At 67.4% G+C, this 26,637-nt stretch carries 29 protein-coding genes and 1 tRNA gene; 12 read left to right on the top strand and 18 right to left on the bottom strand.

Annotated features, from left to right (window positions below; genetic code table 11):
• Positions 1-281 precede the first annotated feature (281 nt).
• Positions 282-686 (bottom strand): hypothetical protein, encoded by a 405-nt coding sequence (locus tag ACIBQ1_RS36815; RefSeq protein WP_397284040.1) that lies wholly within the window; start codon positions 684-686, stop codon positions 282-284.
• Between the two features lie 137 nt (positions 687-823).
• A complete protein-coding gene (locus tag ACIBQ1_RS36810; RefSeq protein WP_397284038.1) occupies positions 824-1,183 on the bottom strand; it encodes a VOC family protein in 360 nt (119 codons plus the stop codon).
• A 797-nt stretch (positions 1,184-1,980) separates the two neighbouring features.
• Between ACIBQ1_RS36810 and ACIBQ1_RS36805 the strand changes: the two genes are divergently transcribed.
• From ACIBQ1_RS36805 to ACIBQ1_RS36785, 5 genes are all read left to right on the top strand, one after another.
• On the top strand, positions 1,981-2,982 hold the full coding sequence (locus tag ACIBQ1_RS36805) for a hypothetical protein (protein ID WP_397284036.1): 1,002 nt from the start codon (positions 1,981-1,983) through the stop codon (positions 2,980-2,982).
• The gene (locus tag ACIBQ1_RS36800) at positions 2,982-3,851 is read left to right on the top strand and encodes a TRM11 family SAM-dependent methyltransferase (protein WP_397284034.1); all 870 of its coding nucleotides are present in this window, start codon (positions 2,982-2,984) and stop codon (positions 3,849-3,851) included. The genes ACIBQ1_RS36805 and ACIBQ1_RS36800 overlap by 1 nt, the downstream gene beginning before the upstream one ends.
• A complete protein-coding gene (locus ACIBQ1_RS36795; RefSeq protein ID WP_397284032.1) occupies positions 3,848-4,174 on the top strand; it encodes a helix-turn-helix transcriptional regulator in 327 nt (108 codons plus the stop codon). The genes ACIBQ1_RS36800 and ACIBQ1_RS36795 overlap by 4 nt, the downstream gene beginning before the upstream one ends.
• Positions 4,175-5,586: 1,412 nt before the next feature.
• Positions 5,587-6,966: a helix-turn-helix domain-containing protein gene (locus tag ACIBQ1_RS36790; RefSeq protein ID WP_397284030.1), complete on the top strand. Its 1,380-nt coding sequence runs from the start codon at positions 5,587-5,589 to the stop codon at positions 6,964-6,966.
• An 8-nt stretch (positions 6,967-6,974) separates the two neighbouring features.
• Positions 6,975-7,847 carry a phosphotransferase gene (locus ACIBQ1_RS36785; protein WP_397284028.1) on the top strand — a complete coding sequence of 291 codons (873 nt, stop codon included), beginning with the start codon at positions 6,975-6,977 and terminating at the stop codon, positions 7,845-7,847.
• Positions 7,848-7,900: 53 nt separating this feature from the next.
• Here the strand turns inward: ACIBQ1_RS36785 and ACIBQ1_RS36780 are convergent, their stop codons facing one another.
• On the bottom strand, positions 7,901-8,263 hold the full coding sequence (locus ACIBQ1_RS36780) for a hypothetical protein (protein WP_397284026.1): 363 nt from the start codon (positions 8,261-8,263) through the stop codon (positions 7,901-7,903).
• Between the two features lie 729 nt (positions 8,264-8,992).
• On the opposite strand from ACIBQ1_RS36780, the gene xerC reads away from it, so the two are divergent.
• Complete coding sequence (gene xerC, locus ACIBQ1_RS36775) at positions 8,993-10,561, top strand: tyrosine recombinase XerC (protein ID WP_397284024.1); 1,569 nt, start codon at positions 8,993-8,995, stop codon at positions 10,559-10,561.
• A 269-nt stretch (positions 10,562-10,830) separates the two neighbouring features.
• Here the strand turns inward: xerC and ACIBQ1_RS36770 are convergent, their stop codons facing one another.
• The 8 genes from ACIBQ1_RS36770 to ACIBQ1_RS36735 all read right to left on the bottom strand — a co-directional run bounded on the left by ACIBQ1_RS36770 (position 10,831) and on the right by ACIBQ1_RS36735 (position 17,744).
• Positions 10,831-11,547, bottom strand: coding sequence for a hypothetical protein (locus ACIBQ1_RS36770; protein ID WP_397284022.1), 717 nt, complete (start codon positions 11,545-11,547; stop codon positions 10,831-10,833).
• 238 nt (positions 11,548-11,785) lie between these two features.
• Positions 11,786-12,442: a hypothetical protein gene (locus ACIBQ1_RS36765; RefSeq protein ID WP_397284020.1), complete on the bottom strand. Its 657-nt coding sequence runs from the start codon at positions 12,440-12,442 to the stop codon at positions 11,786-11,788.
• Positions 12,424-12,939: a hypothetical protein gene (locus tag ACIBQ1_RS36760; RefSeq protein WP_397284017.1), complete on the bottom strand. Its 516-nt coding sequence runs from the start codon at positions 12,937-12,939 to the stop codon at positions 12,424-12,426. The genes ACIBQ1_RS36765 and ACIBQ1_RS36760 overlap by 19 nt, the downstream gene beginning before the upstream one ends.
• The gene (locus ACIBQ1_RS36755; RefSeq protein WP_397284015.1) at positions 12,924-13,940 is read right to left on the bottom strand and encodes a hypothetical protein; all 1,017 of its coding nucleotides are present in this window, start codon (positions 13,938-13,940) and stop codon (positions 12,924-12,926) included. The genes ACIBQ1_RS36760 and ACIBQ1_RS36755 overlap by 16 nt, the downstream gene beginning before the upstream one ends.
• Before the next feature lie 149 nt (positions 13,941-14,089).
• Positions 14,090-15,136 carry an ImmA/IrrE family metallo-endopeptidase gene (locus ACIBQ1_RS36750; protein ID WP_397284013.1) on the bottom strand — a complete coding sequence of 349 codons (1,047 nt, stop codon included), beginning with the start codon at positions 15,134-15,136 and terminating at the stop codon, positions 14,090-14,092.
• Positions 15,136-16,053, bottom strand: coding sequence for a hypothetical protein (locus ACIBQ1_RS36745; protein ID WP_397284011.1), 918 nt, complete (start codon positions 16,051-16,053; stop codon positions 15,136-15,138). The genes ACIBQ1_RS36750 and ACIBQ1_RS36745 overlap by 1 nt, the downstream gene beginning before the upstream one ends.
• Positions 16,054-16,104: 51 nt before the next feature.
• Positions 16,105-17,070: a hypothetical protein gene (locus ACIBQ1_RS36740; protein ID WP_397284010.1), complete on the bottom strand. Its 966-nt coding sequence runs from the start codon at positions 17,068-17,070 to the stop codon at positions 16,105-16,107.
• Positions 17,071-17,670: 600 nt separating this feature from the next.
• Positions 17,671-17,744: transfer RNA gene (locus tag ACIBQ1_RS36735), tRNA-Ile, on the bottom strand.
• A 229-nt stretch (positions 17,745-17,973) separates the two neighbouring features.
• Between ACIBQ1_RS36735 and ACIBQ1_RS36730 the strand changes: the two genes are divergently transcribed.
• Positions 17,974-18,504 carry a histidine phosphatase family protein gene (locus tag ACIBQ1_RS36730; protein ID WP_397284008.1) on the top strand — a complete coding sequence of 177 codons (531 nt, stop codon included), beginning with the start codon at positions 17,974-17,976 and terminating at the stop codon, positions 18,502-18,504.
• Between the two features lie 52 nt (positions 18,505-18,556).
• Here the strand turns inward: ACIBQ1_RS36730 and ACIBQ1_RS36725 are convergent, their stop codons facing one another.
• Complete coding sequence (locus ACIBQ1_RS36725) at positions 18,557-19,489, bottom strand: LysR family transcriptional regulator (protein WP_397284006.1); 933 nt, start codon at positions 19,487-19,489, stop codon at positions 18,557-18,559.
• Positions 19,490-19,584: 95 nt separating this feature from the next.
• Between ACIBQ1_RS36725 and ACIBQ1_RS36720 the strand changes: the two genes are divergently transcribed.
• Both ACIBQ1_RS36720 and ACIBQ1_RS36715 read left to right on the top strand, forming a co-directional pair.
• Positions 19,585-19,812: a DUF6158 family protein gene (locus tag ACIBQ1_RS36720; RefSeq protein WP_397284004.1), complete on the top strand. Its 228-nt coding sequence runs from the start codon at positions 19,585-19,587 to the stop codon at positions 19,810-19,812.
• Positions 19,809-20,045: a hypothetical protein gene (locus ACIBQ1_RS36715; RefSeq protein WP_397284002.1), complete on the top strand. Its 237-nt coding sequence runs from the start codon at positions 19,809-19,811 to the stop codon at positions 20,043-20,045. Before ACIBQ1_RS36720 ends, ACIBQ1_RS36715 begins: the two co-directional genes overlap by 4 nt.
• Before the next feature lie 93 nt (positions 20,046-20,138).
• On the opposite strand, the gene ACIBQ1_RS36710 is transcribed toward ACIBQ1_RS36715, so the two are convergent.
• Complete coding sequence (locus ACIBQ1_RS36710) at positions 20,139-20,282, bottom strand: hypothetical protein (RefSeq protein WP_397284000.1); 144 nt, start codon at positions 20,280-20,282, stop codon at positions 20,139-20,141.
• A 34-nt stretch (positions 20,283-20,316) separates the two neighbouring features.
• Positions 20,317-20,628: a hypothetical protein gene (locus ACIBQ1_RS36705; protein ID WP_397283998.1), complete on the bottom strand. Its 312-nt coding sequence runs from the start codon at positions 20,626-20,628 to the stop codon at positions 20,317-20,319.
• Between the two features lie 63 nt (positions 20,629-20,691).
• Here ACIBQ1_RS36705 and ACIBQ1_RS36700 point away from each other — a divergent pair, with 63 nt between their 5' ends.
• Together ACIBQ1_RS36700 and secY are read left to right on the top strand one after the other, a co-directional pair.
• The gene (locus tag ACIBQ1_RS36700; RefSeq protein WP_397283996.1) at positions 20,692-21,474 is read left to right on the top strand and encodes a putative hydro-lyase; all 783 of its coding nucleotides are present in this window, start codon (positions 20,692-20,694) and stop codon (positions 21,472-21,474) included.
• 163 nt (positions 21,475-21,637) lie between these two features.
• Positions 21,638-22,930 (top strand): preprotein translocase subunit SecY, encoded by a 1,293-nt coding sequence (gene secY, locus ACIBQ1_RS36695; protein WP_397283994.1) that lies wholly within the window; start codon positions 21,638-21,640, stop codon positions 22,928-22,930.
• A 1-nt stretch (position 22,931) separates the two neighbouring features.
• Here the strand turns inward: secY and ACIBQ1_RS36690 are convergent, their stop codons facing one another.
• The 4 genes from ACIBQ1_RS36690 to ACIBQ1_RS36675 are packed head-to-tail and all read right to left on the bottom strand — an operon-like array spanning position 22,932 to position 25,978.
• Positions 22,932-23,576 carry a response regulator gene (locus ACIBQ1_RS36690; RefSeq protein ID WP_397284217.1) on the bottom strand — a complete coding sequence of 215 codons (645 nt, stop codon included), beginning with the start codon at positions 23,574-23,576 and terminating at the stop codon, positions 22,932-22,934.
• 50 nt (positions 23,577-23,626) lie between these two features.
• The gene (locus tag ACIBQ1_RS36685; RefSeq protein ID WP_397284215.1) at positions 23,627-24,601 is read right to left on the bottom strand and encodes a sensor histidine kinase; all 975 of its coding nucleotides are present in this window, start codon (positions 24,599-24,601) and stop codon (positions 23,627-23,629) included.
• A 44-nt stretch (positions 24,602-24,645) separates the two neighbouring features.
• Positions 24,646-25,035: a PPOX class F420-dependent oxidoreductase gene (locus ACIBQ1_RS36680; RefSeq protein WP_397283992.1), complete on the bottom strand. Its 390-nt coding sequence runs from the start codon at positions 25,033-25,035 to the stop codon at positions 24,646-24,648.
• A 34-nt stretch (positions 25,036-25,069) separates the two neighbouring features.
• Positions 25,070-25,978, bottom strand: a complete 909-nt coding sequence (locus tag ACIBQ1_RS36675; RefSeq protein WP_397283990.1) for an aryldialkylphosphatase — start codon at positions 25,976-25,978, stop codon at positions 25,070-25,072.
• Between the two features lie 149 nt (positions 25,979-26,127).
• On the opposite strand from ACIBQ1_RS36675, the gene ACIBQ1_RS36670 reads away from it, so the two are divergent.
• Entirely contained in the window at positions 26,128-26,583 is a 456-nt protein-coding gene (locus ACIBQ1_RS36670) for a TIGR02611 family protein (protein ID WP_397283988.1), read from the top strand.
• The last annotated feature ends 54 nt before the right edge of the window (positions 26,584-26,637 follow it).

Genomic DNA, 26,637 nt, shown 5'->3' with positions numbered 1-26,637 from the left:
CAGAAAACGATCAGACATCGGGCACGGCAAAGATCGCGCCAAGCTTGGATCAGCCTCCGGAATTATGAGTGACCTGCGAAAACGCTGGAATCGGGGCGTGCGCCCGTGGGGTAGCAAGAAGGTGGGATCCATGACGTCGCGCCCGGAAAGCTGCCGTGACCTGCGGTAATGGGATGAGGCCGAAAGCCTCGGGTCAAAGTTGCGTCAACGCAGTGGACCAAGGCCCGGCCCCTGGCGGGCTCTGGGGCGCCGCTACGGGATTTGGCCTGCAGTGCGATCGCTCAGAGGTCCTCGCCTGGGCCGCGTGGGCGGATTGGGGGCGCGCTGGTGCGGCGCATGCGGGCCTCGGCTTGCGCTCGGGTGATGAGGGCCGATACGGCCTCGGCGGAACGGCGGGCCGCCAGCTCATGGACCTCCTGGGGCGGGTCGCGGTCGTCGATGATGATGACGGTCCCGTCGTCGGAGACATGGGTTCGGACCCGCCAGCCGAGCTGGCGTCCCGCCGCCCGTGCGGCCCGTCGCACCTCGGCCACCTCGCCCAGCTCGGTCACCGCTTCGCGGGCGAGTACGAGCTGGCCGTAGAAGCCGCGGTACTCCGGCTTGAGACAGGCGGACATCATCGCCTTGACCTGGTTGACGAGCTTGGCGAAGCGGCGTTCGGCCAGTTCGTTCCTCTGGCTCGGCATGCAGATCGCCTCCCTCTGGCACGTCGTGCTGTGCCGTCGTCCCAGGGTAGGTCGCACCCGTCCACGGTGCCGGGTCGCCTTTGACAGGAGACCTTGAGCGCATGCCGCCGAAGTCTGAGCGATCCCGGGAAGGCAGATCACGCAGCGGCGGCTCGATGACAGACGAAGCAGAACTCGTTGCCTTCCGGGTCGGCCATAACCTGGAACGAGCCTTGATCGTCAGTGACGGTCTCGCCGATCCGCGTGGCGCCCAGCCGCAGCGCGTGGGTGGCAGCCTCCTCGATTGTGTCGACCTCGATGTCCAGGTGCAGTCGGTTCTTCACGGCCTTGTCCTCGGCAACCGGCTGGAACGCCAGCCGTACGCCCCCCGGTAGCTCGACATGGGACCAGCCCCGGGCGTGATCCACCGGGTCACCGCCGAGGAGGGTGGCCCAGAAGCGCACCAGGCTCTGCGGATCCTGGCAATCCACCACGATCTGGTTCAGTCGCGTGTGCATGATGGCCAGAGTAGCGATCACCCACACTTCGGTGGTACGCGCTCAAGGTCCCGTGTCCGGGGACACCTGACCTCTCGCAGCGAAGGTTGAGCGTTGTCATCGAAGTTTGAGTGAGGGGAACACCGCAGGTGAGAGGGCTGCGCAGCGCCTTCGAGACGTGGCGGCACGGCCGCGCATGTGCCTGGGGCCGCAGCGGTTCCCTCGTCCCGACGTTCGACACAGCGCTCTGACCTGCGCGCTTAACCATCGGTGAGAAACCTGGCAGTCACCAGCCTTCAGTGATAATGCTCAACTTTCGCTGCAAAAGATCAACACCGGGCAACCGTGGCAGAGCCGGTGACGGACGCTGCCCGGAACCTGCACGAAAGCGCTGTGACCTGCGAAAACGGCGTCCTTGGCGAGATGTCGGAGGAAGGAGATGCGGGAACATGGGCGCTGACCTGGACGGGTGGTACGCCGGACCAGCACACCGTACAGGCCGGACCCCCTCAGCGTCCGACCCGCACCGTGCCATTATCTGCGTGGTCGGCTGGTTGCGGAGGGTGAAGGTACAGGTGGGATGCGAAATGCGTCCTTCCAGGTGCGAGACAGCCTCAATGATCAGGTGAGTGCCTGACCACACGATCCGGCCCCAGGCTGTTGATAGGAAGCCCGGGCCCGCTCGGCGCATCCGGCGAGGGCACGACACCGCTGGCATTGTCGAACCTTTGCTTGATGGGCTGTCCTAACTCGGGTCCTGCGGCAGGTATTTGGAACAGTGACAGGGATCGGTGGCCCGGTACTCGGGCCACACCCACATGACCGAACCCACCACCTCAACCGCTTCCACAACCGCGAGTTCCTGCCCTCTCATCGCGCCTGCCACGACCGGCTCCTCGTTCCTCGCATCCGAACCGGACGCTCGGCTCGGTGAGCCAGGCTTTCGCCTGGTTGGGGAGGTTCGGGATGCGGTTCGGGGACATCTGCCGCTGTCGGTGTGGCTGGCGGAAGCCGACACCGAATCGATCGCGACCTGTCCGGCGGGTTGCTGCCATCCGGTCAGCGGCCGGTTGGCCCGTCACCTCGTCGCCGCGTGCACCCGGCCCGGCGAGACGGTGGTTCACCTCGGCGCGAGCGATCACCAGTTGGTCTCGGCCGCGCTGACGGCGGGCTGCCTGCCGGTGGCCGTCTTCGCCGACGTGGCTCGCGCGGGTGTGTCCTGGACCTGCCTCGCGCGCACACACCCCGACTATGACCTGGAGGTCACCGAACTGCGCGTCATCGATCCTCGCGATGAGTCCTCGGCGCTGGCCGATCTCGCGGGCGGTGCAGGGTTGGTGGTGACCGAGCAGACCTGCCAACAGCCCCTGAGCCGGTCCAAGCCCACTGACCGGCTGGGCACCGAGGGTGAAGCCGAGGATTTCGACGTCACCTGCGCAGCAGGGCTGGTGAAGCCGGGCGGGCACCTGGCCGTGGTCACCGGCTTGCACCGCGAAGCCGGTGTGGTCGACCCGATGCCGCAGATCATCACCCAGGCCCGCGAGGCGGGGCTGGTGTACCTGCAGCACATCATCGCCCTGCGGCATCCCGCTCGCGGTGAGCACATCGACCCGGACCTCTCCCACTGTGCCCTGGCCGCGATCCAGGAGCCGCCGGAATGCCCCGGGCTGCCGGCGAGCGCTCGCGCGCACAGCGACCTGCTCATCTTCACGAAACCCAGGACGCCCTCGGGCCCTGACGGATCGACGGCCCTGGCCTCGGAAGGTGCCGTCGAGCCAAACGGCGCCGAGGGTTCGGTTCAGACCGGGGGTGAGCGTTGATGGTGGAGGTGACCACGTCGGTATGGGCGACGGGGCAAAAGCCGTCGCGGATTCAACGTAAGGACCGGTACGTGCCGGAGTCGATGAGGCATCCAGGCAAAATGCTGCCCTCGATCGCCGCCCGGGCGATCGAGACCTACACCCGTCCGGGTGAACTGGTGGTCGATCCGATGTGCGGGATCGGCACCACCCTCGTCGAAGCCGCGCATCTCGGCAGGCACGCCGCGGGCGTGGAGTACGAGGAAAGGTGGGCACGCTTGGCGGTCGCCAACCTCGGTCACGCCCGCAAGCAGGGGGCGGCGGGGTTTGGGCAGGTGGTGGCCGGAGATTCCCGGCACATCGCCCGGCTGCTGCCTGACCTGGCCGGCCGGGCGGCACTGGTGCTCACCTCGCCCCCGTACGGAGCGGCCACGCACGGGCACATCCGCTCCACCCGCGACACCGGCGAGCCGGGCGTGCGCAAGTGGAACCAGCGCTACTCGGCCGACCGCGACAACCTCGCCCACCAGCAGCTCCCGCAACTCCTCGACGGGTTCGGCCGCATCCTGGCCGGATGCGTGACACTGCTGCGGCCGGGCGGCGTGGTGGCGATCACGGTGCGGCCATACCGGGTACGCGGCGAGCTGGTCGACCTACCCGGCCACGTCCACCACCTAGCCGAGAAGGCCGGGCTGGTGTTCGCCGATCGGATCGTGTGCCTGCTGTGCGGGCTCGGCGACGGCCAACTCCTCAACCGGGCGTCATTCTTCCAACTCCATGAGGCACGCAAAGGCTGGGCGCGCGGCATACCGATCCACGCGGTCGCGCACGAGGACCTGGTGGTGTTCCGTAAGCCGCCGGGCTCCTCTTTGGGGGGTGTTGATCAATGAAGGATCAGACCTCTCAGATCGTTGCCGAACAGAATGCTTCTGCAGAGCAACATGCCTCCGAGGCGTCCGCGGTGTCGAAGCCGTCTTTGGTGGTGGGTGTCGTTGAAGCCGGGCGGATGCTGGGGATGGGTCGTACCAAGGCATACCGGCTTGCTCGAGTCGGCCAGTTCCCCTGCCCCATTCTGAGAATCGGCGGCCGTTACACGGTGCCGCTTCGCGGCGTACATGCGTTCTTGGGGAATGGAGACGACGAGCGGTTCGGGTCCACATCAGGCGAGGCTGACGTCGGCCAGAACGCCGAAGCCGTCCCAACGGAGCCTTAGCGGCTGAGGCGGTGCGCAGGGCCGACGTCGTGACATCAGGTGGCACCCGGCGTGCCCGCAGGGTGCCACGGGCCCATCCACCTGGAGCCCACCTCTACGAGCATCCCGCTCGAAGAGGTGGGCCGACCAGATCGTCTCAGCGGACCCGCCTCCTGGCCTGTGGCGCGGGGTCGGTTGCCGGAGTGGTTTGCCGCGATGGCGAGTCCTCGGCCTGGTGGCAGGTCCGGTCGTGCTCGGCGAGAAGTTGTTGCCACACCTTGAGGGCTCGGAGACGAGGCCCGCGTGCCGTCTCCTCACGGCGGCCCTCATCGTTGCGGCGAAAGATCACATATTCCCCGCCCTGACAGACGTACTCGTAGACGTCGCAGCATGAGATTTCCCTGACTCGGACCGGGTCGCGTTCCGAACGCTGATACGGATCCCACCTCAGCACGGAGCCCGGCCTCCACTGCTCAGGAGACTGCAGCTGCACCGGATTCTGATGGCTGCTCCGTGATGACGTACGAGCTCGTCGGCTTGCTCAGCATGTCGACGGTTGTCCGTCTTGAGGCCACGTCCGTCGTGAACCACTTGTCTGCTCTTTCCAAGCGTGGATAGGCCCCCTGCGGTCCGGCATACGGGCCGACAGGGGAATGGACTGCCTTGATTGCCGGTGGCGCGCCACGGCCATAGACACGGGCGAGAGCGACACCGGCAGCGTTAACGCACTCGGCAGCTCGGATTCCGGGCTGTGATGAGTGTGGACCGGCTGAGAGGGAGGGCAGACGGTTACGCTTTCGGGGGCATCTGCCCTCCCCGGCCCGGCCGCCGCGAACCGCGTCGAGCAAGCAGGCTTGGACGGCGCGCAGGAGACTGCTAGGGGAATGGGCGGCCCGAATCCGGAGATATGCCGGTCATGGGCCACCCCTTGAGGCGGTACTGGCCAGGGCCGACGGTGGCAGTACGGTGTTCGCCGGGGCGCTTCACCGGGAAGAGCCAATCCCGGCCACACCGCGGTGAGGCTGGTGGCGAGGAAGGCAAAGCCCTGCCTCTCCCGCATCTGACCAGCCGGCGGTGGCATCATGTGCTCGTCTCGTGCGGTGTCCCCACGGAGCACGGTGCCACCTTTCTCTCTCATTCCTTCACAGGGGACTCGCCCGGCCGTCGGCGGCTGGCAGGCACGGCCGGGCGAGGACTCCCCGTTGGTCCCCAGCGCGGTCGGTGTGAGCCCGAACGGTCACGCGCTGTGACGACGTCCATGCAATCGGGGCGACGCGGGGTTGTGAACGGCGTGATGTGGTCGTTCGCCGCGCCCGGTCACGCTCCATGCCAATGCGGTGGTCGTTTGCTGGTCGTTTCGGCCGGGGACTGGCTTGATGGGTGTTGGTGTCGCACACTGTGTGGTCCCCTAGACGGTGAGGGAGCGTGGCGCGGTGGACCAGCCCAAACGGCAATCCGGCAAGAGCCGTCCCGGCTTGGTCCGCGCACGTGAACGCAAAAGCCTCACCCAGGAGGAAGCCGCGGAGCTGATCGGCGTCTCGGCGACCACCTGGGCTCGCTGGGAGCGCGCCGAGCAAAGCATGCGCCCTGTCTACCGTGTCCGCATCGCCCGGGCGTGGCAGGTGCCGGTGGAGGAAGTCGAGGGCTGGTTGGCCGTCGAACAGCTCCATATCGAGCCCGTGTCCGCACTGGACAAGCGCGATGACGGAGCAGGGTGTTGTAGGGAGTCGGCGTGCCGTTTGTGGAGGTGGGAGATCGACACAACACGACGTCATCTACTGACAGCCCTACCGTTCACTCCGGCGGTTCTTGGCGAGTGGCTGCTTTCGTGGAGCTTCGATCCACCGACCACAACCTCCTCGCCGGGCCCAGGGTCAGTCAGGGTCGGTATGACAGAGGTGCAAGCCATCCAGGAGGCCCATCAGGCGTTCACGCGGATGGACCACCAGTACGGTGCCGGGCTCGTACGTCCCGCGGTGATGGACTTCCTGAACTCGAAGGTGGCGCCGCTGCTGCAGGGCAGCGCCAGCGAGGACGTCCGCGCGCAGCTGTTCACCGTCGCCTCGCAAATGAGTCGACTGGCCGGATGGATGGCCTACGACCTGGCCCAGCACGGTCAAGCTCAGCAGCACCTCGGCCAGGCGTTGAAGCTGGCCAAACAGGCGGGAGACGGTCTGACTGGCGCCTGGGCGCTGGCCACCCTCGCACAGCAGGCCTGCGACCTCAAGCAGCGGCGCTGGGCCATCCGGCTGGCAGGCGCCGCCGTGGAAGCGGCCCGCAAAGCAGGAGCACCCTCCCGGGTGACGGCCGAGCTGCTGATCCGCCAAGCTCGCGCACTGGCCGTCGCTGACGACGACCGCGAACACCACGACGCGCACACCGTAGGAGAGGTCGCCAAGCTGCTGGCACAGGCCGAGACCGCGTTCGACCGCGACAGCAACGGTCGGGACGCGACTTGGAGCGCGACCTTCACCGAAGCCGAACTGGCCGCCGAGATCGGCTACTGCTGGCAACTCGCCGGCCAACACCAGCGCGCCGCCGCGTGCGCCGAGCAAGCCCTCAAGGGGTTCGGCTCAGACTTTCCGCGCTCCACCCACTTCAACCAGCTCCACGCCGCCCGCTCCTACCTCGAACTGGGCGAACTTGAGCAATCGCTGCACTATGCCCGGAGAGCTGTTCCGGCGACCAAGCAGCTTGCTTCGGTTCGTGGCCGCGCGCTGATGGACGATTTTGCTCAACGTCTCCAGCCGCACTCCTCCGATCGTCGGGTGCGAGAGTTCAAGGACTATCGGCACAGTGCACGGATCGGTTGACCTGTCCCATGACCAGTCCGCCGCTCAGTGCCGCCAGCGCGCGGCTCGGCCTGAAGTCCGACGGCGCTCGGTTGCTGCACCTACGCGCCAACGCCGTCTACCACCTGCCTGGCCCGAACGCCGTCCTGCGCATGCGACACGCTCCCGGAAACCGGCAAGCACTCCAGCGGCTGGACAGCGCCATCCGGATGACCCGTTGGCTGGCCGGCGAGGGGTTCGCCACCATCGAACCCTTGCCCGTCGACCAGCCCGTCACCGTGCACGGCTGGATCGCCACCGCCTGGCGGTATGTCTCCGGCACGGCCAGAAGCGCATCGGCGCCGCATGATCTGGCTGTGCTGTTACGCGATCTTCATACCCGCCGGGCTCCGATCGACGTGCCCGCCCTGCAGCCCCTGGGCACTCTACGTGCTGACCTCACACAGCACGCCACCGAACTGCCAGAGGAGCACCACCGCTGGCTCCTGCGGCGCTGCGTCGAGATCGAACAGGACTATCGGCAGCTGACCCCACCGCTCGGCGAAGGACTCCTGCATGGTGACGCCCACACCGGCAATCTCTTCCGCGATCGTGACCGCTGGGTCTTCGGGGACTGGGACTCAATCGCTCACGGTCCGGTGTTGTCCGACCTCGTCCCGGCCATGATGCAACACCGCCGCTTCGGTCACTCACGCGCCTACTGGATCAGCTTCTGTCGCGACTACGGCATCGATTCGGATGTGGAAGATCATCCTGCCGCTGCCACTCTCCGCGCCGCCCGCGAACTGCGCTCCCTGGCGGCGTACCTCCGCGCATCCCACCAACCAGAAGTCCATGTCGAACTCCAGCGCCGCCTGACCAGCCTTGTCGAAGGAACACCGGCTACCTGGCGCCCCGTCTGAATGCAAAGACACCGGCGGCAGGCAGCCGGACACCGCACTGGTGACATGCAGCTCTACCCCAGGGTTCCGGCCCGTGAGACCCAGACCGAAGGTCGGCAAGAGCCGTACTTGGCCCCCTCACAAAGCTTGAAGACAGTGATACGGCTCAAGAACGCCGAGTCGGTGCCGCAGCCCCAGCGAGGGCCGTTGGCATCAACTACCGTCCACTCCTGCAGGTACGTGGTGGCGTACTCGACCCGCACCGCTTGGCCGTCACGGGACAGATCGCAAACGGTGATGTGCTTGCGATCGGCGGAAACGGTGACCGACCCCCAGCCGGCATCATCACCCCATCCATCGAGGGGCTGGGCAGCGGCCGGAGAGGAAGCCAACATGACGGCCAGAGCGGCGGCCGCCACCCCGGTACGAGCGAACATGAGCAATCCGTTCCTGTGAGTGGGCAGAACGGTGCCACTGTGATCCCTCTCAGCTACCTGAAGCTCGCAGGCCAGAGTCATGGTGCCATGGCTTGATCAACCTTTAACCAGCCTCTTATGGCATCGAATTCTGAGGCACTCACAAGGTCCGGATGTTGTAGCTGGTGATCTTTACGCTCGGCTATGAGGCAAAGACGAGGGGGCCTTTGGTGAGCCCTCTTCAGGGGCCCGGGAGAGGTGGATGAGTGGGTCCGTCGACACGCCTCCGTGCTCATGGTGGCCGGGGCTCATGAGGACGGGGATCTCGTCGCTGCGTCATTGGCGCGAGGCTGTCCGGCACCCGACCTCGCCTTACGCTCAGGTCGTCAAGGTGGCGGAACGGCGTCCTTGGCCCAGTGGTTTGTCTCTGGATTTTGACCAGGTCTTGATCTGCGACGCTGTCCTAACTCGTGCCTTCGAGCCGGTATTTACATGAGTGACAGGAACGAATCGGCCGCCGGCGTAGCGCCGTAGATGTGACCAGCGGACATTGCTTGACGCGGGCCGTGAAGGTGGGCGTCGATACGGCTGCCCGGCCACCCGGTAGTCCGCTGGGGTTGTCCAACGGCCTCTGCCGTGGCTGGTGCCTGCGCACCGGGATCACGCCAGATGTGCGGCAGCCAGCGTCCTGTGCGGGTGGGCGGGTGACGAACAAAGGCGACAGTCGCACGAGAAAGGCCAGCCGCGACGATGAACGGCACCATCTACAAGACCTGTTCCTGCCGGGACCAGGCCAGCGGAAAGAAGCTCGGCAAGAGCTGCCCGCAACTGCGCCGCTCCGGAGGTAAGGGGGAGCGGTGGAGCACCACGCACGGTCGATGGGCCTACCAACTGGAATTGCCCGCACACGCAGACGGGCAGCGGCGTAATCCGCTGCGCCGCCGGGGCTTTACCACGGTGGAAGAGGCGGAGACCGAGCTGGAGCAGGCTCGTGCGCTGCTGGCGTTGGATGAGGACCCGCAGGTGCGGCGAAAGATCACTGAGCTGATGCTCGCTGTACTCAAGGACACCCGCGCGCTGCCGCCGGTGGAGGAGGTGCGGCGTAAGGTGCGCACCCACCAGGACCTGAACCCGACCATCACGGTCGCCGAATGGATGACCGAGTTCCTGCGCCGCAAGCGCAAGATCGACCAGACCACACGCCGCTCCTATGAGGCGCACATCCGGCTCTATTTCACCCCGTACCTGGGCGATATCCGACTGGATCGGCTGCGGGTCTCCGATATAGCCGGCATGTTCGACGCGATCGAGGAGTTCAACGACGTCATCACCACCGCCCGCGCCAGCAACGATCCGGAACAGCGGGCGAAGGTGCGCTACCGGAGGCCCGTCGGCCCGAGCACCATGCACCGCATCCGCGCCACCCTCCGGCACGCCCTGAACATCGCGATCAAGCAGGATCGGCTGATCGATTTCAACCCCGCCGCGGTGGTCGAGTTGCCGGATGCCGACAAGCCGAGGGCGCTGGTGTGGACCGACGAGCGGGTCACTGTCTGGAACCGGGACCTGCACCAACGGCTGGCCGCCGAGCCGCAGCGACGCGGCGGCCGGGTCAATCCGATCAATGTCTACATCTCCACCCCGCGTCCTTCGCCGGTGATGGTGTGGACCCCAGTTCACACCTCGGCCTTTCTCACCCGGGCGGTCGGCCACCGGCTGGTCGTGTTGTACAGGTTGATCGCTCTACGGGGGCTACGGCGCGGCGAGGCCGTCGGGCTGCGCTGGAAGGACATCGACTTGGACGCCGGAACGGCCGGGGTGCACTGGCAGATCACCCAGCTGGGCTGGGAGACCATCCAAGGCAAGCCCAAGACCGAGGCCAGCGACCGTACCATCGCCCTGGACGGCGACACCGTTACCGCCCTCCGGGGGCACCGCAAAGCGCAGGCGGCCGAGCGCCTGGCCGCGGGGGAGACGTGGGTGGACAGCGGGTTCGTCTTCACCGACGAGTTCGGGCGGTCGCTACATCCGCAGCATGTCAGTGACCAGTTCTATCTCCTGTCCTACGAGGCAGGCCTGCCACCGGTGAGGTTGCACGATCTCCGGCACGGTGCGGCGTCGCTGATGCTGGCCGCTGGAGTGGACCTGAAGATCGTGCAGGAGACTCTTGGGCATGTGTCGTCCACGTTTACACGGGATACTTACACCAGCGTCTATCCGGAGGTCGCTCGCGCCGCCGCTGAATCCACCGCAGCCCTCATCAGCGCGGCTCCGGATGTCCGGCAGGCTCGCCTGCTCACCTTGCCCGTCCGCACCTAACCTTACGTAGCAGCTCAGGCGAGCCCGCGGCATCTGTCGCGGGCTCGCCTCGTTTGGGGGGGGGGGGTGATCCAGCGGACTAAAAATCGCCTCGATTACTGCTACTCTGCGTCATTGGACGGTTGTTCTGTATCGCCGAGATTGAGATTATCTATATCGTCATGTTGGCTTGGCTCGACGCTTTTTGAATCATTTCCTAGAGTCGGGTCAAGAACGGTCGATCCGCAGTTCTATCGGCTCTATCCCAAAAGGCTCACCTTATGTCGCGTCTACTCTGTCATGCCTTCGGAGAACAAGCTGACATATCGACTCAGCTGTATTTGGCTTGCTATGGCGCGAACGAGACATTCCGTATCCCCGTTCTGAGGGAGAGGCGTGGCCGGATAGAAGCTAGGCCATTCCGCAAGTATCCTCCGCTCGATCGCATACGCTTGCCAGCGAGGCACCTCAATCGCCTGAAGAACGACTCCGCCGTACCGTTCGTGGGCTCGCAGTCTCTCAGCTAGGCCGATTCCTACCTTGATGAAAGCTTCGCCGTGCCAATCCGGGAAATCGATTAGGTAAATGTATGTTGGACTTTCGTCTCCAAGAGGCAGTCTGCCTAGATTTATGAAAACACGTTCTCCATGCTGAGCGTCAATGCCGCATGCGTAGTATGGCAAGTACTTTGCGCCTCGCTGTGCATCGAGAACGGGATCTATGTATGGTAGAGTCGCGAGTAGTGGCTCCAGCTTGTCGATGAAGAGCATTTCCTTTTTCTTCTCGCTTGCTTCCTCCTGGGTGCAGGAGCAGCGTGCGGGCGGCCCTGCGATTGCAGTGTTATACATCCGACGTCGACCGCAGATCCTGCACAGCCCGATAATCATCGGATACAGGTCGCCTATATCGCGGCGAACCTCAACCCGTTCCTCGCATAGGGAGGAAACCTTCGTCTCGTCATCCTCGCGTAACTTGGGAATTGAAACTCGTCTTCTCATCCGTTCCATCCTGTGATGTTAGGCTGGAGTGGTGGTCAAAGGGACGCGGGCTGGAGCCTTCTTGCTAACGGCAGCGCAGCCATGGTCTTGTGGTCTCGGGCCGGGACTGAGCAATGGGTCGAACGCTAGTTTGACTCGCGAGTATTACCTTAACCACTTGTAGGGCTTCTGCCAGGAGGCGGCGTCCCTCGCAGCGTTCTACGGCGCCGCTTGTTGGGTTTCACAGCCCATTATCCTTCCTGATGTCTCACTGTTCACCGTCCCCGACAGGTCCAACTTCACGTTGCTTCGACAGCGCCGGATCAATCACGATCGCGTCGAAGCTCTCCAGGCAGCCACGACGTCGTAGACGCCACAATGCCCATCGCCGCCACATGAGGCGGCGGTATCCGAATCGGTAGATGACTGCGAATTCCACCCGGGCGACAATCTGGTCAACGCCTTGTGGGTCGGTATAGCCGAGAACCATTCCGGCAGCTGTCGTAACGGGCGGTGCTTGCCAGGCGGATACGCATGCCGGTGAGACGCGAGCGCTGAGCTCTGCCAGGCAGGAGTCGAAGACCTTGCTGACGGCTTGGCTTTCGGCGGCGACCCAGGCCTTGGATTCGGCAAGCTGCTCTTGCAGGGTATGCCCGTGGTTGGCGAGTGCCGCGAGAGTGCCGGGCTCGTCATCGGTGCGCCGGCGGATCCGGTAGGGGTATTCCGCCCAGGCGACCAGGCACCGGACTGCTTGGGCGTAGCGGTCGCGCCGGAGGGCGGCGTTGGCCCTGGCGTTGCCCAGGAGGGTGCCGAGCACTCCGGCGAGTACGCTTGATCCGAGAATGGCCAGGCCGACCGAGAGCAAGGTTGACTGTTCGCTGGCCTGGCTGGGGGCTAAGTGTGTGATCAGCAGCGTCGGACCCATCGGTGTTGTTCCCTCCGCATCTGGGGTGAGCGAATACGGTGGGGCTGATCAGTGCCGTCACCGTGCGGGGCATCTTCGCACGGCCAGACGCCGGTGCGTCGCCACGCCTCCTCGAACATCAGGTGCCGGTGGATCAGTGTGATGAGCGGCTCTAGGCCGTCCTCAGGAAGCCACCGAAGTGCCGGATCGTCTCGGTCGTACTGGAGGCACAGGTCGGCGGGCTGTGAGTTGCGGTGCTTGAAGCGGCGTCCGGAGCTCGATCGCGGGTAGACGTGGATCCGATCGCCAGGCGGCATGATCACCAGCCGCACGTGCTCGGCCGGATAGCCGTCGCGGGTGAGTGAGGGCAGGGGCAACAGGGTCAGGTTGAACAAGGCGGCGCCTCGCCAACCGCTGTGGCCGGTGGCCTCCGCCACGCCGTACAAATCGGCGTGGCGGAGGAGGTATTCGGCCGCCTCGGCGGGATTGGCGAGCGCCTCGGTTACCGAGTACGCCATGACCTCGCCGGCCTGTTCGGCTGGGTCCCGCGCCGGGAGGAGACGGCGCGACCGGTCGAGGTGATGCTGCCGGCCGTCAGTCCGGTCAGCGCCTGGGCGGACGTCTGCGGTGGTGGCGCCGGGAACGGGTCGCCGAGCACCGAGTGCCAGATCTCGATGGCGGCCTCGTGCTCGCCGTCAGTAGCCAGATCGAGGGCCTCCCGGCCGCGCGCCGCTGCCGTGGTGAAGGCCTTGCTGTAGATCGTCCGGTCGGACAACGTCCACTCCGCGGCCAGGTCGTCGACCCCCGTGGGGTCCATCACCTTGCCCATCACCGCACTGGCCGCGTGCTCAAAGAAGGCCACCATGGCGCTCGCGTGCGCCATCCTCCTGGTGATCGCGTCGTAGCACAGCGACTCGATGACCAGCCCACACAGGCCCTGCAGCTCGGGCTTGTCGCTCTTGAACGCCTTGCCCATGCGCACCTGGTGAACGAACACACCGTCTGTCGCCTGGTTCCTCTCAGCCACCACCCGGCGCAGGGTGCGGGTGTTGGACCACTCCCAGCGGTCGAGTTCACGATCGGCGATGAACACGTCCTCGCCACCGTTGACGTCGGCGAAGGCCGGGACCAAATCGACGGTGAAGGTGCAGTCGGGGAAGGTGATCTGCAAGGCGTGGGCAGGCGCGTCGGTGACATCGAAACGGGCATCCGGCCAGTGCTTCTCGATCTCACGGCGAAGCCGCGCCATCGCCCCCGCAGGCCCGCCCTTGCCCGCCCCGAACCACGCCTGACGGAATTCCTCGCTCAGGACGATCACCATGTCGACGTCCTTCAACGGCTTGGGCATGGTCTTGCGGGCGAAACTGCCCTGCAGGAAGGTGGAGGCCGCGATGCCCGCCTTGGTGAGCACGTCGGTGATGTCCTGGTGACGCTTCATCGCCTTCTCCCGCTCCGCGGGATCGAGGTTGAGCTCTGTGTCGAAGATCCCAAAGGCCGCCGGGATCGTTGTGCGATTCATGGAGGTTGTACTTTTCCTGTTCCGCCGACCGATGGTGCGAGGTGAGCGTCGTCGGCGTTCGCGGCACCCGGTGAGTCCTCTGCGATGGGGCCTCACAGCAGGAACAGACGACCTATTGCGCCTCTGACGCCCCAACAGACAAAAGTTCTTCAGGAGCACTCGGAGCAGGCCGCGGACCCCGCTGTGAACACCGAGGCGGGCAAGCGCTGGAAGCAGCGGGAACAGGTTTGCTCGCTGACTCTGAGTGGACACTGGCATCGCTGACACTCGGGACATGGCGGACGGCCGCACCCCCGGCAACGAGCGTCGAAAGAGGTGAACTCGTGGCCGCATTCGGTGTGTTCGCACACCCAGGTGGGGGCAACCGGGCCAGACGCGGGCGAGGGAGGCGCGAATTTCAGCCAAGGCGCGCGGTCGGTGACGGCCACCAGCAGGAGAAGGCCGCCCATCGGTACGACTTGAGCATGCAATTCATCGCCGTGGATACCGTCGCGGTAACGCAATCGGGTGTGTCCAGAGGCGCGCCCGGAACCGGCCAGGGCCTCGCGGACGGTGCTGATGTCGGCCTGTACGCTGCCGCGGGCGATCGGAGGGAGACCGACGCTGGTCGCGAAGGACACCTTGCCGTCCGCCTCCAAGAGCACGATATGGCCCGGGCTCGAAAGGCGTTGTGCGGCACGCACACACGCGGCCGCTCGCGAGGCCACTGATGCCTGCCAGAGGTCCAAGACTTGCACGGCGGTCGGGCCGCGTGCCCCGATGGACCGGTCGACCAGCGAGACAGGCAGCAGGATTTCGGTGGCGAAGGCGTCGCATGCCGCGTCTTCCAGCGCGAGCCCGTCATCGGGCTGCTCTAGCAGCAGGTCGGTGAGCGTCGTCTCGTGCTGCTGCAGATGGTGGCCGAGCTCGTGCAACACGGTGAAGGCTCTGCGGCCGGCGCTGGTGGAGGTCGCCACGGCCAGGATGGGCGGCACCGCGTCAGAGATGTACACCCCGGCCACGCTGCATCCCGAGGTTTCCACACGGTCACCTGTTCCGCTCTCCGGTACCAGGCGCACCTCGAGATCGGGGAACGTCGACAAGGTGGTGAAAGGGTCGGTGCCGAGCCGCACGACTGCTCCTGGCGAGAGCTGCTCCAGCACTTGCAGCATCGCCGCCACTTGAGCGGCGACCATCTCACGGAGCACGAGCGGCATCAGTCCTCCAGGGTCACCTGAAAGTAGCGATCGATCCGTTCCTCCCACGCCGGCTCGTGGGACTGGCCGGTTTGGCGCGCAGCTTGCGCGTTCACTCCGTACGTCGCTGCAAGCCGGGCGCGGTACTCGCTGACGCCGCGTTTCCGTGCGAGTCTCATGACTTGTGCCCGGCGGTGTGGCTTGCTCATGTGCGCCACCAGTCCCGCAGGCGGTGGGGCGTTGGCGGCTAACACCGCCTCCTCGGTAATGCCCAGCAGTGGAGCCAGCGCTGCCGCCTCCACATCGGACACCGCGGCTTGCCCCCGCCGTAGCGCCAGCGCCCGCTGCGGCGTGACGCCCAGCGCGTCGATCAACCGTTGCGGACTGAGAGATGCCGCCGCCAGCAGTCGGGCGAGATCCCCGGTGCCTGATGGAGCCCACGCCGCCTCCACGAACGCATCCATGGCGTCCTGCAACCTGGCCCGTACCTGATGCCGGGAATCGGCCGCGCTCACCGGGTCGCCGGCGCATTGGGCACCCCCGGCGATTGCAGCGGCTTCCCACCCCGGCCGCGAAACGTCGACCGCCACGGTCCCGATCTGACGGTCAAGAACGCACATGGGCACCCGGTGCGCCAGGTCCGTCCACACCACCAGCGTCACGGCGAGGGAGCTCTGGCCAGGCGCCAGCACGAGCGTTCGCGCGTCGGCGTGATGGTCCTCGAGCGTGATCGGCATGGCGACGACCGAATCGTTCACTTCCGTGATCAGCAACAGCTCGATGACCTCAGCCCAGCGCGCACGCCACAACTGGGCGGGAACCGGATCATGTGGTTCAGCCTGCACCACTGCGCGAACCTCGTTGGGTATTCGAACCGCGCCGACCGCAGCCATGAGCCGACCCAGCCCCTGCTCTCCATCTCGTCCCACCGACGACATGATGCTCCTCCGCTCGACCTGGCGTCACTTCCGTCTCTATCGACAGACGACCTAACCCGGGTCATCGAGCCCGCCGCACAATTCCACCAGCGCCAGCACCACCCTGTCATGGTCGGCGTCATCCACCGTGGCCAGACGCAACAGTTCGATGAGCGCGTCACCCATCACACCAGCTCGCGCCCGGCCCGTGCCCAGTACCTCCTTCCAACGACTCCGTTCGCCCAGCAGAGGTACCAAACGGCGCTCCCCCGGCGACAGCAGCGCGAACAGCTCACGCGCCCGCACGTCAACATCGACCGCTGCTACTTCGTCCGGCTGATCAAGCTGATCGTCGAAGGACACGAAACTCGGTTCGTTAAGCATCCGGAAGCGCTGCTGCAGGACACGGGCAAGGTCCTCGGCGCGAACCGCCCCCCGGGCCGAGGTAAGGACCGCCTCGGCCACTGTCAGCAGGGCCTCCCTGCTGTCACGCGGCGTCTTGCCGGCGTGGTTCCAGCGGGTGATCTCCACGCCGCGCACGTCGAGGGCAGCTCGCTCCAATTCGGTGAGGTCACCTTGCCAGATGCGAACCGGCTCGTCAGCCAGGGTCCAGCGATCTCCTTCCACGGGCTCGAACCGGTCGTCGGCCTCGAAGAGCGTCTGCAGTCTTCGCCGAAGTTGACCCCGAAGTGTGCCTTTGGCCTGGTCCTTGAGGAAGTTCTCGATGGTGGTCAGCAGCAGCCGCTCCAGGGATGCCCCGTCTGTAGCTCGGAGGTAGCAGTTGAGGAGCCACTTGTGTTCCTGTCCGGGGTTGTCGTGATCTTCACGGTCGAACATGTCAGCGAGCAGGTGATCGACGGCGTCGTCACTCCAGTAGGGGTAGCCCTCCGGTGGCGGGAAGTTGGTACGGGCAGATCGTGTACATTGCCGCCCCATCTGCTGCAGGAGCGCTATGGTCGCCGGACCTGGCTGGCCCTCATGCAGCTCCCTCAGGGCAGCTTCAGAGATCGTGCCGGTGTCCAGCTCGCCAGACGCCATCGTCGCCTCGCCAATCGTCGTAGATCTGCGAACCCGTACCTCAGGACGCGTAACGGCAGGCGAGGAACGCGATGCTCGGAAGGGCGGCGTCCGCAGGCATGCCAACCACAACTTGTAGAGGACCGACCCAGAAGGACCTACTACATGTAGTGGTTAGAGGCTAGGAGTCCAGCTGCTGGCATGCAATCACAGTTGGTGATTATCTGAGAAATGCCAGTTCACGCCCCAAGAGCCGCAAAGCTCGGGCGTGTCGCGTTGTCTTGAGCGCGATGCTGGAACCGCAGTGCGGTCGACTGGCCGCGTATGCTCCAGCGGATGAAAAGTGCGCTTGGCCGCGAGGCGAGGGCGGGGGGGCATGCTCAGGAACCAGCAGTTGACCACCCCGGTGCTGTGGCTTGGGGGAGTGGACCGTGCAGGCGTTCCGGCTTGATCTTCTCTTGATCGTCGCTGGGGTCTGTCGTGACGATGGCGGCCTAAATGATCTACCGCGTTACGCAACCCCCGCGGCCGAGCAACCGCCGAGCAACCAACCATGATCAACAACGAGATCCGAGGCCGGCGAGGACCGAGAAAGCCCAGGTCGAACGCCGTATTTGAGAGTAGGGCGGGTGGGACTTGAACCCACGACCCACGGATTATGAGTCCGATGCTCTGACCGGCTGAGCTACCGCCCCTGGATGAAGTTGTGTGGCGTGCGGTGGGACGTCGGGAGACCATGCTGAGCCCCTGCGCATGCTAAGGCTAGAGCATCGGCTCCGGTCGTGGCGTCCGGCCGAACGGGAGACGGGTCTCCGCGGATATCATTCCATGCCCGGCAGTGTTGTTGGAGCCTGACTCGATCATATTCGGGGTCTTCGCTCCAAGCTGAGTCTCGGGGGATCCCTGGGGCGGTAGCGTCTGGGCGTGGCCGTGAAGCTGGTTTACGAGACTCACTCCATCACCGTGGACAACGAGACGGGCATCGCCACCGGGTGGTTGCCTGGTGAGTTGTCCGAGCGTGGGCGGGTTCTGGCGGCGGAGCTGGGGGTGCGGCGGGCGGCGGTGGATGTTGTTTACGCCTCCGATCTGCGGCGGGCCGTGCAGACGGCGGAGATCGCCTTTGCGGGGGACGGCAAGGAGATCAGGCTCGATCGCCGGCTCAGGGAGTGCGACTACGGGATCTACAACGGGCGGCCGGTCAGTGAGGTGGCGGCGCTGCGGAGCAGGTACATCGACACGCCGTGGCCGGGTGGGCAGAGTTATCGGCAGGTCGTGGCGGAGATGGCGGGGTTCCTGCGGGACGTGATGAAGGAGTGGCAGGGGCGGGTGGTGCTCCTGGTGTCGCACTCCGCCAATCGGTGGGCGCTGCAGAATCTGCTGCACGGGACTCCGCTGGAGGAGTTGGTCGACGCGCCGTTCGAATGGCGGCCCGGGTGGGAGTACAGCCTGGCGTGATACGTCACGGTGAACCGGGGAGGGAGTCCGGGCCCTCCCCGGTTCGTACGGCTCACGGGGCGGTGCCGTAGCCGGGGTTCCGTACCAGCCAATCGTGGTAGACGGGGCTGCGGCGGACCGCGTCCATGTGGGCCTGCTTGGCCTGTGACACCACCCAGTCGGCCTCGGACGCGGTGGGGTGGTGGCCGAGGAGTTGGCGCCAGCGCAGCGGGGCGCCGGCCAGCGGCACCATCGACAGGCCCTGGGCGGGCTGGTGGGTGGCCTGGCAGAGCACGACCGCGCGACCGACCTGGGCGAGGTGGGCGCAGGTCGACACGTCGGTCTCGTAGATCGTGCCCGGCGTGAACCCGGCCCGCGCGCACGCCGTGGCGAAGCAGTCGGCGAAGCAGCCGTCGCCGGGCGTGACCGCCCACTGTTCGCCGGCGAGATCGGCGAGCTCCACCTCCTTCTCCTTGGCGGCCGGGTGCTCCTCGCCGACCAGGCAGAACACGGGGTCGAGGCTGATCGTCTCCCATACGAGCGTGCCGGTGGGGGCGCCGGAGTCGCCGCAGGCGCCGGTCAGCACGTAGTCGAGGCGGCCGAGCTCGACCATGCTGGTCAGTTCGTGGGCCGACCAGGAGGTGTACGTGCTGACCGCGCGTTCCGCGGCGAGCCGGTGGACCAGGCCGCCCAGTACGGGGCCGTTGGTGGCGCCGATGCGGAATCCGGGGGAGGGGGCGGCGGCGAAACGCACCGCTTCCTCCTGCAGCTCCTGCGCCGCGGGAAGCAGCACCCGTGCCCTGGAGAGCACGAGCTCGCCCAGCCTGGTGGGTCTCGCGCCATGCCGGTCGCGCTCGAACAGCGTGCCCCCGAGCACCCGCTCTATGCGCTTGAGCTGGGCGGTCAGGGCCGGCTGTGCCAGCCCGAGCTGGGATGCGGCCTTGCTCACACTTCCCGCGTCCGCGACCGCACGGACGATCCTGAGGTGCCTGAGCTCGAGGTCCATAAGGGGACCGTAAGGCGACGATCTCTTACAGACAATGCCCAAATGTCAGGAAATGTGACAGATATTGTCGGAGGACTCTGGGGTAGAGGGAGTCCATGACGACGATGGGAATAGATCCGGTGCAGCTCAGCGACAAGGATCTGCTCCGCGAGCTGCGGCAATTGCACATCACCCGGAGCGACACCTTCTTCCACGGGTCGGACGACGCTCTGGCGGTGCACACGTCCCGCATGAACGAACTGGAGAGCGAATACCTTCGCCGCTACCCGGACCGCGAGGTCGACCCGAACCGGCTGAGGGAGGGGGCGAGACAGCGATCATGATCGAGGTCCACGATGTTCAGGCTCTGTCGGACGTCGACGTCTACGTCTACGAGGCGGTGGCGTCCCTGGCGGTGGAGCACGGCCTGGCGGAGCCGGCCGCGGTGGTCCGGACGTCCGGGCTCACCGAGGAGCAGGTGCGGGAGAGCCTCGCGCACCTGATCGAGCACGGGTACGTGGTGCCAGGGCAGGGTGGGTACGTGCTCGGGCCCCACACGTTCGAGGTCGAGTACTGAGTGAGTACTGAGCGAGTGTTGAGAGTGGCGCCGGTCCGAGCCGTCTGACCCGGGCCCACGCCACGAACCCGCCGCCACTGAGGTGGGCGTCGGTCAGAGGCGTCTGACTTGGGCCCATGCCACGAACGCGCCGCCGAAGACGGCTATGGCCAGGCCGGTCCACAGGTCGACCGCGTTCCCGAGCGCGCCGGCGACGACGAGGATCACGCCGTACACCAGGAACAACCCGCCGATCACCGTCCGGATGTCGCTCGCAGGATCACCCCGTACGTCACAGCGGCCAGCCCGGCAGCGGTTCCATGACCGGGGTCGGCGCGTGGAGGTTCACGCCCGCGATGAGGATCTGCACGACCGCGAACGTGATCGCGTTCAGCAGCTGCGTGGCGCCGTTGAAGCGCCTGCCTAGGAACTCGGGCACGCTGCGGGCCTTCGAGTGGTGGTAGAAGGGCATCATCACGATGCCGAGGGACACCATGGCCGGCACGGCGCCGATCCAGTAGTAGTGCACGGTCATGGCGCCGTACTGCATGCCGTTGGCCACCATGCCGAGGATCGCGCCCAGGTCGGCCGAGACGCACGGCAAGCCCGCTGCCCCGCAAGCGCCCGGCATCACGCGGACCTGCCACGCGGGCGTACTGTCGGGGGTGTGGACGTCGCCGATCTCAGCCCGGCGCAGGCGCGGGAGCGCTTCCGAGCGGGCGAGCGCGTGCCCACGGCGGGGTGGTGCCGGGGGTGGACGCAGGCCAACCTGATCGCCGTGCCGCGGCGGCTGCGGTACGAGCTGCTGCTGTTCGCCCACCTCAACCCGCAGGCGTGCCCCGTGCTGGACGTGGGGGAGCCGGGCGCCTGGTCCACGCCGCTGTTCCCCGGCGATCTGCGTACCGACCTGCCCGGATACCGGCTCTTCCGCGACGGCGAGCCGGTCGCGGACCTCGGCGACGTGGTGGAGCGCTGGCGGGACGACCTGGTGCCGTTCCTCATCGGGTGCAGCTTCACCTTCGAGCGCGCGCTGCTGGCGGCCGGGGTGCCGGTGCGGCACCTGGAGCTGGGGACGAATGTGCCGATGTACGTCACGGACGTCGCCTGCGCGGCCGCGGGGAGCCTGTCGGGGCCGCTGGTGGTGTCGATGCGGCCGGTGCCGGACGAGCTGGTGAAGACCGCGGTCGAGGTGAGCGGGCAGTACCCGCTGGTGCACGGGGCGCCGGTGCACGTCGGCGACCCCGCGGCGATCGGGATCCGCGACCTGGCCCGGCCGGACTTCGGCGATCCGGTCGAGGTGCGGGAGGGGGAGGTGCCGCTGTTCTGGGCGTGCGGGGTGACGCCGCAGGCGGCGGTCATGGCCAGCGGCGTCGAGTACGCGATCGGCCACCTGCCGGGGCACATGGCGATCCTGGACGCCCGCGACGACGACTACCACGTGCCGTCCTGACCGCGTGGAGTCGTGACGGCGGCTTGTCGTGACGGCGGCTCGTCCTGATCGCGTGCCGTCCTGACCGGGTGGAGTCCTGATGGTGGCGTACGCGGATCTGCGTACGCGGGTGCCTCGTCTCGGCGGACGACCCCGGGCGCCGCCCAGGTCAGACTCCTTGACCATGTTGACCGTCTTGACCAGGGCGTTCCGGGTGCCGGAGCTGCGAAAGAAGCTGCTGTTCACGCTGGGACTGATCGCGTTGTTCCGCCTCGGGCAACTCCTGCCCTCCCCGGGGGTGGACGTGGTGGCCGTGCGGGAGTGCGTGGGGTCGGCCAAGGGCGGCTTGTTCGACATGGTGCAGATGCTCAGCGGGGGCGCGATGCTGCAGCTGTCGGTGTTCGCGCTGGGCGTCATGCCCTACATCACGGCCAGCATCATCATGCAGCTCTTCGCCGTGCTGGTGCCCCGGCTGGAGGCCCTGCGCAAGGAGGGGCAGCGGGGCCAGGCGAAGATCACCCAGTACACGCGCTACCTGACCGTCGGGCTCGCCGTGCTGAACGCCGGCACGATCGTCGCGCTCGCCCGCTCCCGCCAGCTGCTGCCCGGGTGCGCGAAGCCGCTGCTGCGCGACGACGGGCTGCTGCCCGTGATCGTGATCGTCCTGACCATGGTGGCCGGGGCCTGCGTGGTCATGTGGCTCGGCGAGCTGATCACGGACCGGGGCATCGGGAACGGCATGTCCATCCTGATGTTCACGCAGGTCGTGGCCGTCTTCCCGGGATACATGGCGAAGATCTTCGTGCTGAGCCCGGTGAGCTTCGTGGTGATGATGGCGGCCGGGCTGTGCCTGGTGGCGGCCGTGGTGTTCGTGGAGCAGGCGCAGCGGCGGATCCCGGTGCAGTACGCGAAGCGGATGGTGGGGCGGCGCATGTACGGAGGCGGCAACTCGTACATTCCGCTGAAGGTGAATCAGGCGGGAATCGTGCCGGTGATCTTCACCTCCTCGCTGCTGTACATGCCGACGCTGGCGGCGCCGCTGCTGGGGGACTCGGCGCGGACGTGGGTGGAGCTCAACCTGACCTCGGGGACGCATCCCCTCTACATGAGCGTGTACGTGCTGCTCATCGTCGCCTTCGCGTACTTCTACGTCTCCATCACCTTCAATCCCGTGGAGGTGGCGGACAACATGCGGCGCTACGGGGGATTCGTTCCCGGGATCCGGCCGGGCGGGCCCACGGCGCGCTATCTGGCGTACGTGCTCTCCCGGCTGACCGCGCCCGGGGCGCTCTACCTGGGGGTGCTGGCGCTGCTGCCGCTGGTGGCGTTCGCGATCCTCCGGGATCCGGGCACGCAGCAGAACTTCCCGTTCGGGGGGACGAGCGTGCTGATCATGGTCGGCGTCGGGCTGGACACGGTGAAGCAGATCGAGTCGCAGCTCCAGCAGCGCAACTACGAGGGCTTCCTCCGGCGGTGAGTCACACGCCGAGCCCGGCTCGCATGGCGAAGACCACGAGCTGGGCCCGGTCCCTGGCGCGCAGCTTGACCATGGCACGGCTGACGTGGGTGCGGACGGTGTCGGGGCTGATCACCAGCTCCTTGGCGATCTCCTCATTGGACCTGCCGGTGGCCACCCAGGCCACCAGCTCCCGCTCCCGGGGCGTGAGCGTCTCCAGCCCTTCGACCGGCTCGGTGCCGTGCCGCCCGAACAGCCCGATGACCTTCTTGGTGATCGCCGGTGACAGCAGCGCCTCCCCGGCGGCCACCACGCGCACGGCGTTGACCAGCTCCTCCGGGGCGCTGTCCTTGAGCAGGAAGCCGCTGGCCCCGGCCTGGAGGGCGGCGAAGACGTACTCGTCGACGGCGAAGGTCGTCACCACGACGATCCTGGTGGCGCGCAGGCCGGGGTCGTCGGCGATGGCCCGCAGCACGGCCAGCCCGTCCATGCCGGGCATGCGGATGTCGAGCAGCAGGACGTCGGGGCGGGCGCGGCGGATCAGCGCCAGCGCGGCGGCCCCGTCGGCGGCCTCGCCCACGCACTCCATGCCGGGCGCGCGCTCCAGCAGGGCCCGCAGCCCCATCCGCACCACCGCCTGATCGTCGGCGACGGCCACCCTGATCACGCCGTCCGGAGAGGTCGCGCCGTCCGGAGAGGTCGCGCGGCCCGGGGTGGTCACGCCGAGACCCGGGGGAACCGGGCGATCACCTGGAAGCCGCCGCCTTCGCGCGGCCCGGCGGCGAAGTGGCCGCCCGCCTCGGTGACCCGGGCGCGCATCCCGGCCAGCCCGCGGCCCTCGCCCGCGCTCGCACGGCCCGCGCCCCGATCGGCCACCTCCAGCACGAACTCGCCCGGACCTCCGCCCACCCGCACGAGCGCCCTGGTGGGCCCCGCGTGCCGCAGGACGTTGGTCAGCGACTCGCGCACCACCCCGTAGACCGCGGCCCGGAGCCGGCTGGGCACGGCGAAGTCCGCGGGCTCGACGTCCACCGGCACGCCCGCCGCCCGGACGCCGTCGATCAGCCCCGCGAGCCCGGCGAGGTCGGCGCCCGGCGGGTCGATGCCGTCGAGCGCCGCCCGCAGCTGCGCGAGCGCCGTCGCGCTGGTCTCCCTGATGGCTCGCAGCGAGGCGCGCGTCTGCTCGGGGTCGTCGTCGAGGGTGACGAGCGCGATCCCGGCCTGCATGGCGATGGCGGCCAGCCCGTGCCCGGCCGCGTCGTGCACCGCTCCGGCGATCCTGGCCCGCTCCGCCGCCAGGGAGTCCGGCGCCATCAGGCCCGGCGTCGCCAGGCCCGGCCTCATCACGTCCGGCGTCACCAGGTCAGGCATCACCACGTCCGGCGCGGCGTCCGCGGTGGAACGCACCGTGGTGAGCCGGTGGTGCTGGGCCGCCGGGATGCCCCATGCGGCCTGCGGCGCCGACTCGGCGCGTACGGACTCGGCGGCGAACGGCGGCGGCTCGGCCTCCGCGGCGGCGGCAGCGGCCGCGGCGCGGGCCTGGGCCAGGCCGCTGAACGACCACGGGACGGCCAGCCAGCCCGCCCACGCCAGCATGATGACGACGGGGACGTCGCCGAGCCGGACCAGGCGTGACAGGGCGGCGAGCGACCGGCGCCGGCGGCCGGCCCTGTGCGTCTGCTCCGTCACCATCCCCACCCGGCCAAGGCTCGTGTTGCCCCGATCCTAGCGAGCTTTCACACGTTCCGGGTCTGGCGCGGGCCCTCCAGCCCCCACGAGGTGATCTTCTTCGGGGTGATCCTGATGATCTCTCGCGAGAAGAACGGCACGGGCGGGTCGACGTCGCTCAGCGCCACCGCCGTGCCCCTGATCTCGATGCCGCGCACCACCCACGGATCGACCGAGGCCAGGTCGTCCACGACGAGCGCGACGGTGCTGCCCTTCTCGACATTCCTGAACTTCTTGGACGCGCCCATGGCGTGCCCGCCGATGGTGATCGTGCCGGTTCCGGAGTCGACGAAGAAGCCGACCGGGTTGTTCTGCACCTGCCCGCCGGGTGACACCGAGGCCAGCCGGCCGAGGTGCTGCGAGGACAGGTAGTCAAGCTCCGCTGCTGTGAAGGTCATGCGGCCGAGTCTGCAACCTTGACATTGGTTGAGGTCAAGCCATTCCGCCTGTGAGCCAGCGCACAGGGTTCGCGCTGGTGATGAGGCCGATCGTGTCCTCGCCGACGCCGGCTTCGCGCAGGCGCGGCAGCAGGACGCGGAGGAGGTGCGCGTAGCCCGGCCCGTCGTACTTGCGCAGCTGCGCCACCCGGCTCAGCCCCGTGCTGATGAGCAGGCGTTCGGCGTGGCCGTCCTCGATGAGGCCGAGCGCGATCCTGGCCGCCTGGTCGGGGCCCAGGCCGAGCACGCCCAGGCTCACGTACGCGCCGGCCTCGGCGATCTTCCTGGCCGCGCCCAGGTCGGTGCCCGCGTAGCCGACGGCCACCCGGGAGCCCGGCAGGCCCTGGCCGAGCAGGATCTCCAGGAGCGCGGGGGCGTGCGCGCCGTGCGTGGCGACGGGCAGGCGCGACTTCAGGGAGGCGCGGGCGGCGGCGACCAGGCAGCGCTCCTCGCGCGGCGTCGGTTCGGCGCCCCAGGTGCCGACCTCGCCGATCACGCCGGGGAAGACGCCCATGTCGTCCACGCCGCTGAGGATCTCGTCCATGAGCCGGGCGGTGAGCGTGTCCACGTCCGCGTCGCCGACCTCGGTGAACGGCTCGGCGAACAGGCCGGTCGAGGCGATCACCGGCACCCGGCTGCCGGCCGCCATGCGGGCCAGGGCGGAGGCGTCGCGGCCCATCCCCATGCAGGTCAGGTCGACCACCAGGCCGAGGCCGTCTGCCTGGCGCAGCTCGCGGAGCTCGGCGGTGACGGCCTGCTCCTCGTCGAGCCACCGGTGCGGGTCCGAGTCGATGCCGACGGCCCAGCGCATGTCGGTGCGCAGGTGCTCGTGCGGGAGTACGGGGCCGGTGATGGCCGCCGCGCGTACGGGACCGGTGACGGTACGAAGCAAGACCTCGGGCATAGCAGACATTAACCGATGTTTGCCGGAAGTAGCCTCTTCTGGCGGGAAATTTTACCGTGCGCGGGGTTCCGCGTTTTGCTAGCGGCCTGCAAGTCGGCACCTAGTGAAGGCCCGTATCCTGGGTGGCACACCGACTGCCGGGGGGAATTGTGCAGGTTCAGAACTCCGACACCGGCGACGCCGACGTGATCAAGGGTGAAGCCGCCGGGCATTCGAGCATGCCCGAACGCCGTACCGGCCTCCACGGGTGGCTGGACGGGATCAGGTCCACGCGCACGGGCGCGCTCACGCTGAAGATCGTGTTCGGCGTGGTCGGGACCCTTATGGTGGCGGCCGGGCTGATCATGGTGCCGTTCCCCGGGCCGGGGTGGGCGGTCGTGTTCGCGGGGCTGGCGGTGCTGGCCGTGGAGTTCCACTGGGCCCGCCGCGTGCTGGAGTTCGGCAAGCGCACGCTGCACGCCTGGATGGAGTGGTACAAGCGGCAGGGCTGGCTGGTGCGCATCGTCGTGCTCGTCGTGACCGTGGCCGCCGCCGGGGTGATCATCTACTTCGGCCTGCTCACGCTCGGCTTCGACGCGATCGAGTTCGTCCGGGGTCACATATAGATCGGTCCGGCATAGCGGACCGAAATTTCGCGCTTTCCTGCCTATTCTGCGGGC

Origin of the sequence: Nonomuraea sp. NPDC050153 (assembly GCF_044460125.1) — a bacterium.
In the GTDB taxonomy this organism is placed as follows: Bacteria; Actinomycetota; Actinomycetes; order Streptosporangiales; family Streptosporangiaceae; genus Nonomuraea.
Note: the sequence above shows the minus strand (reverse complement) of the source record. Positions and strands in the feature narration are given on the sequence as shown.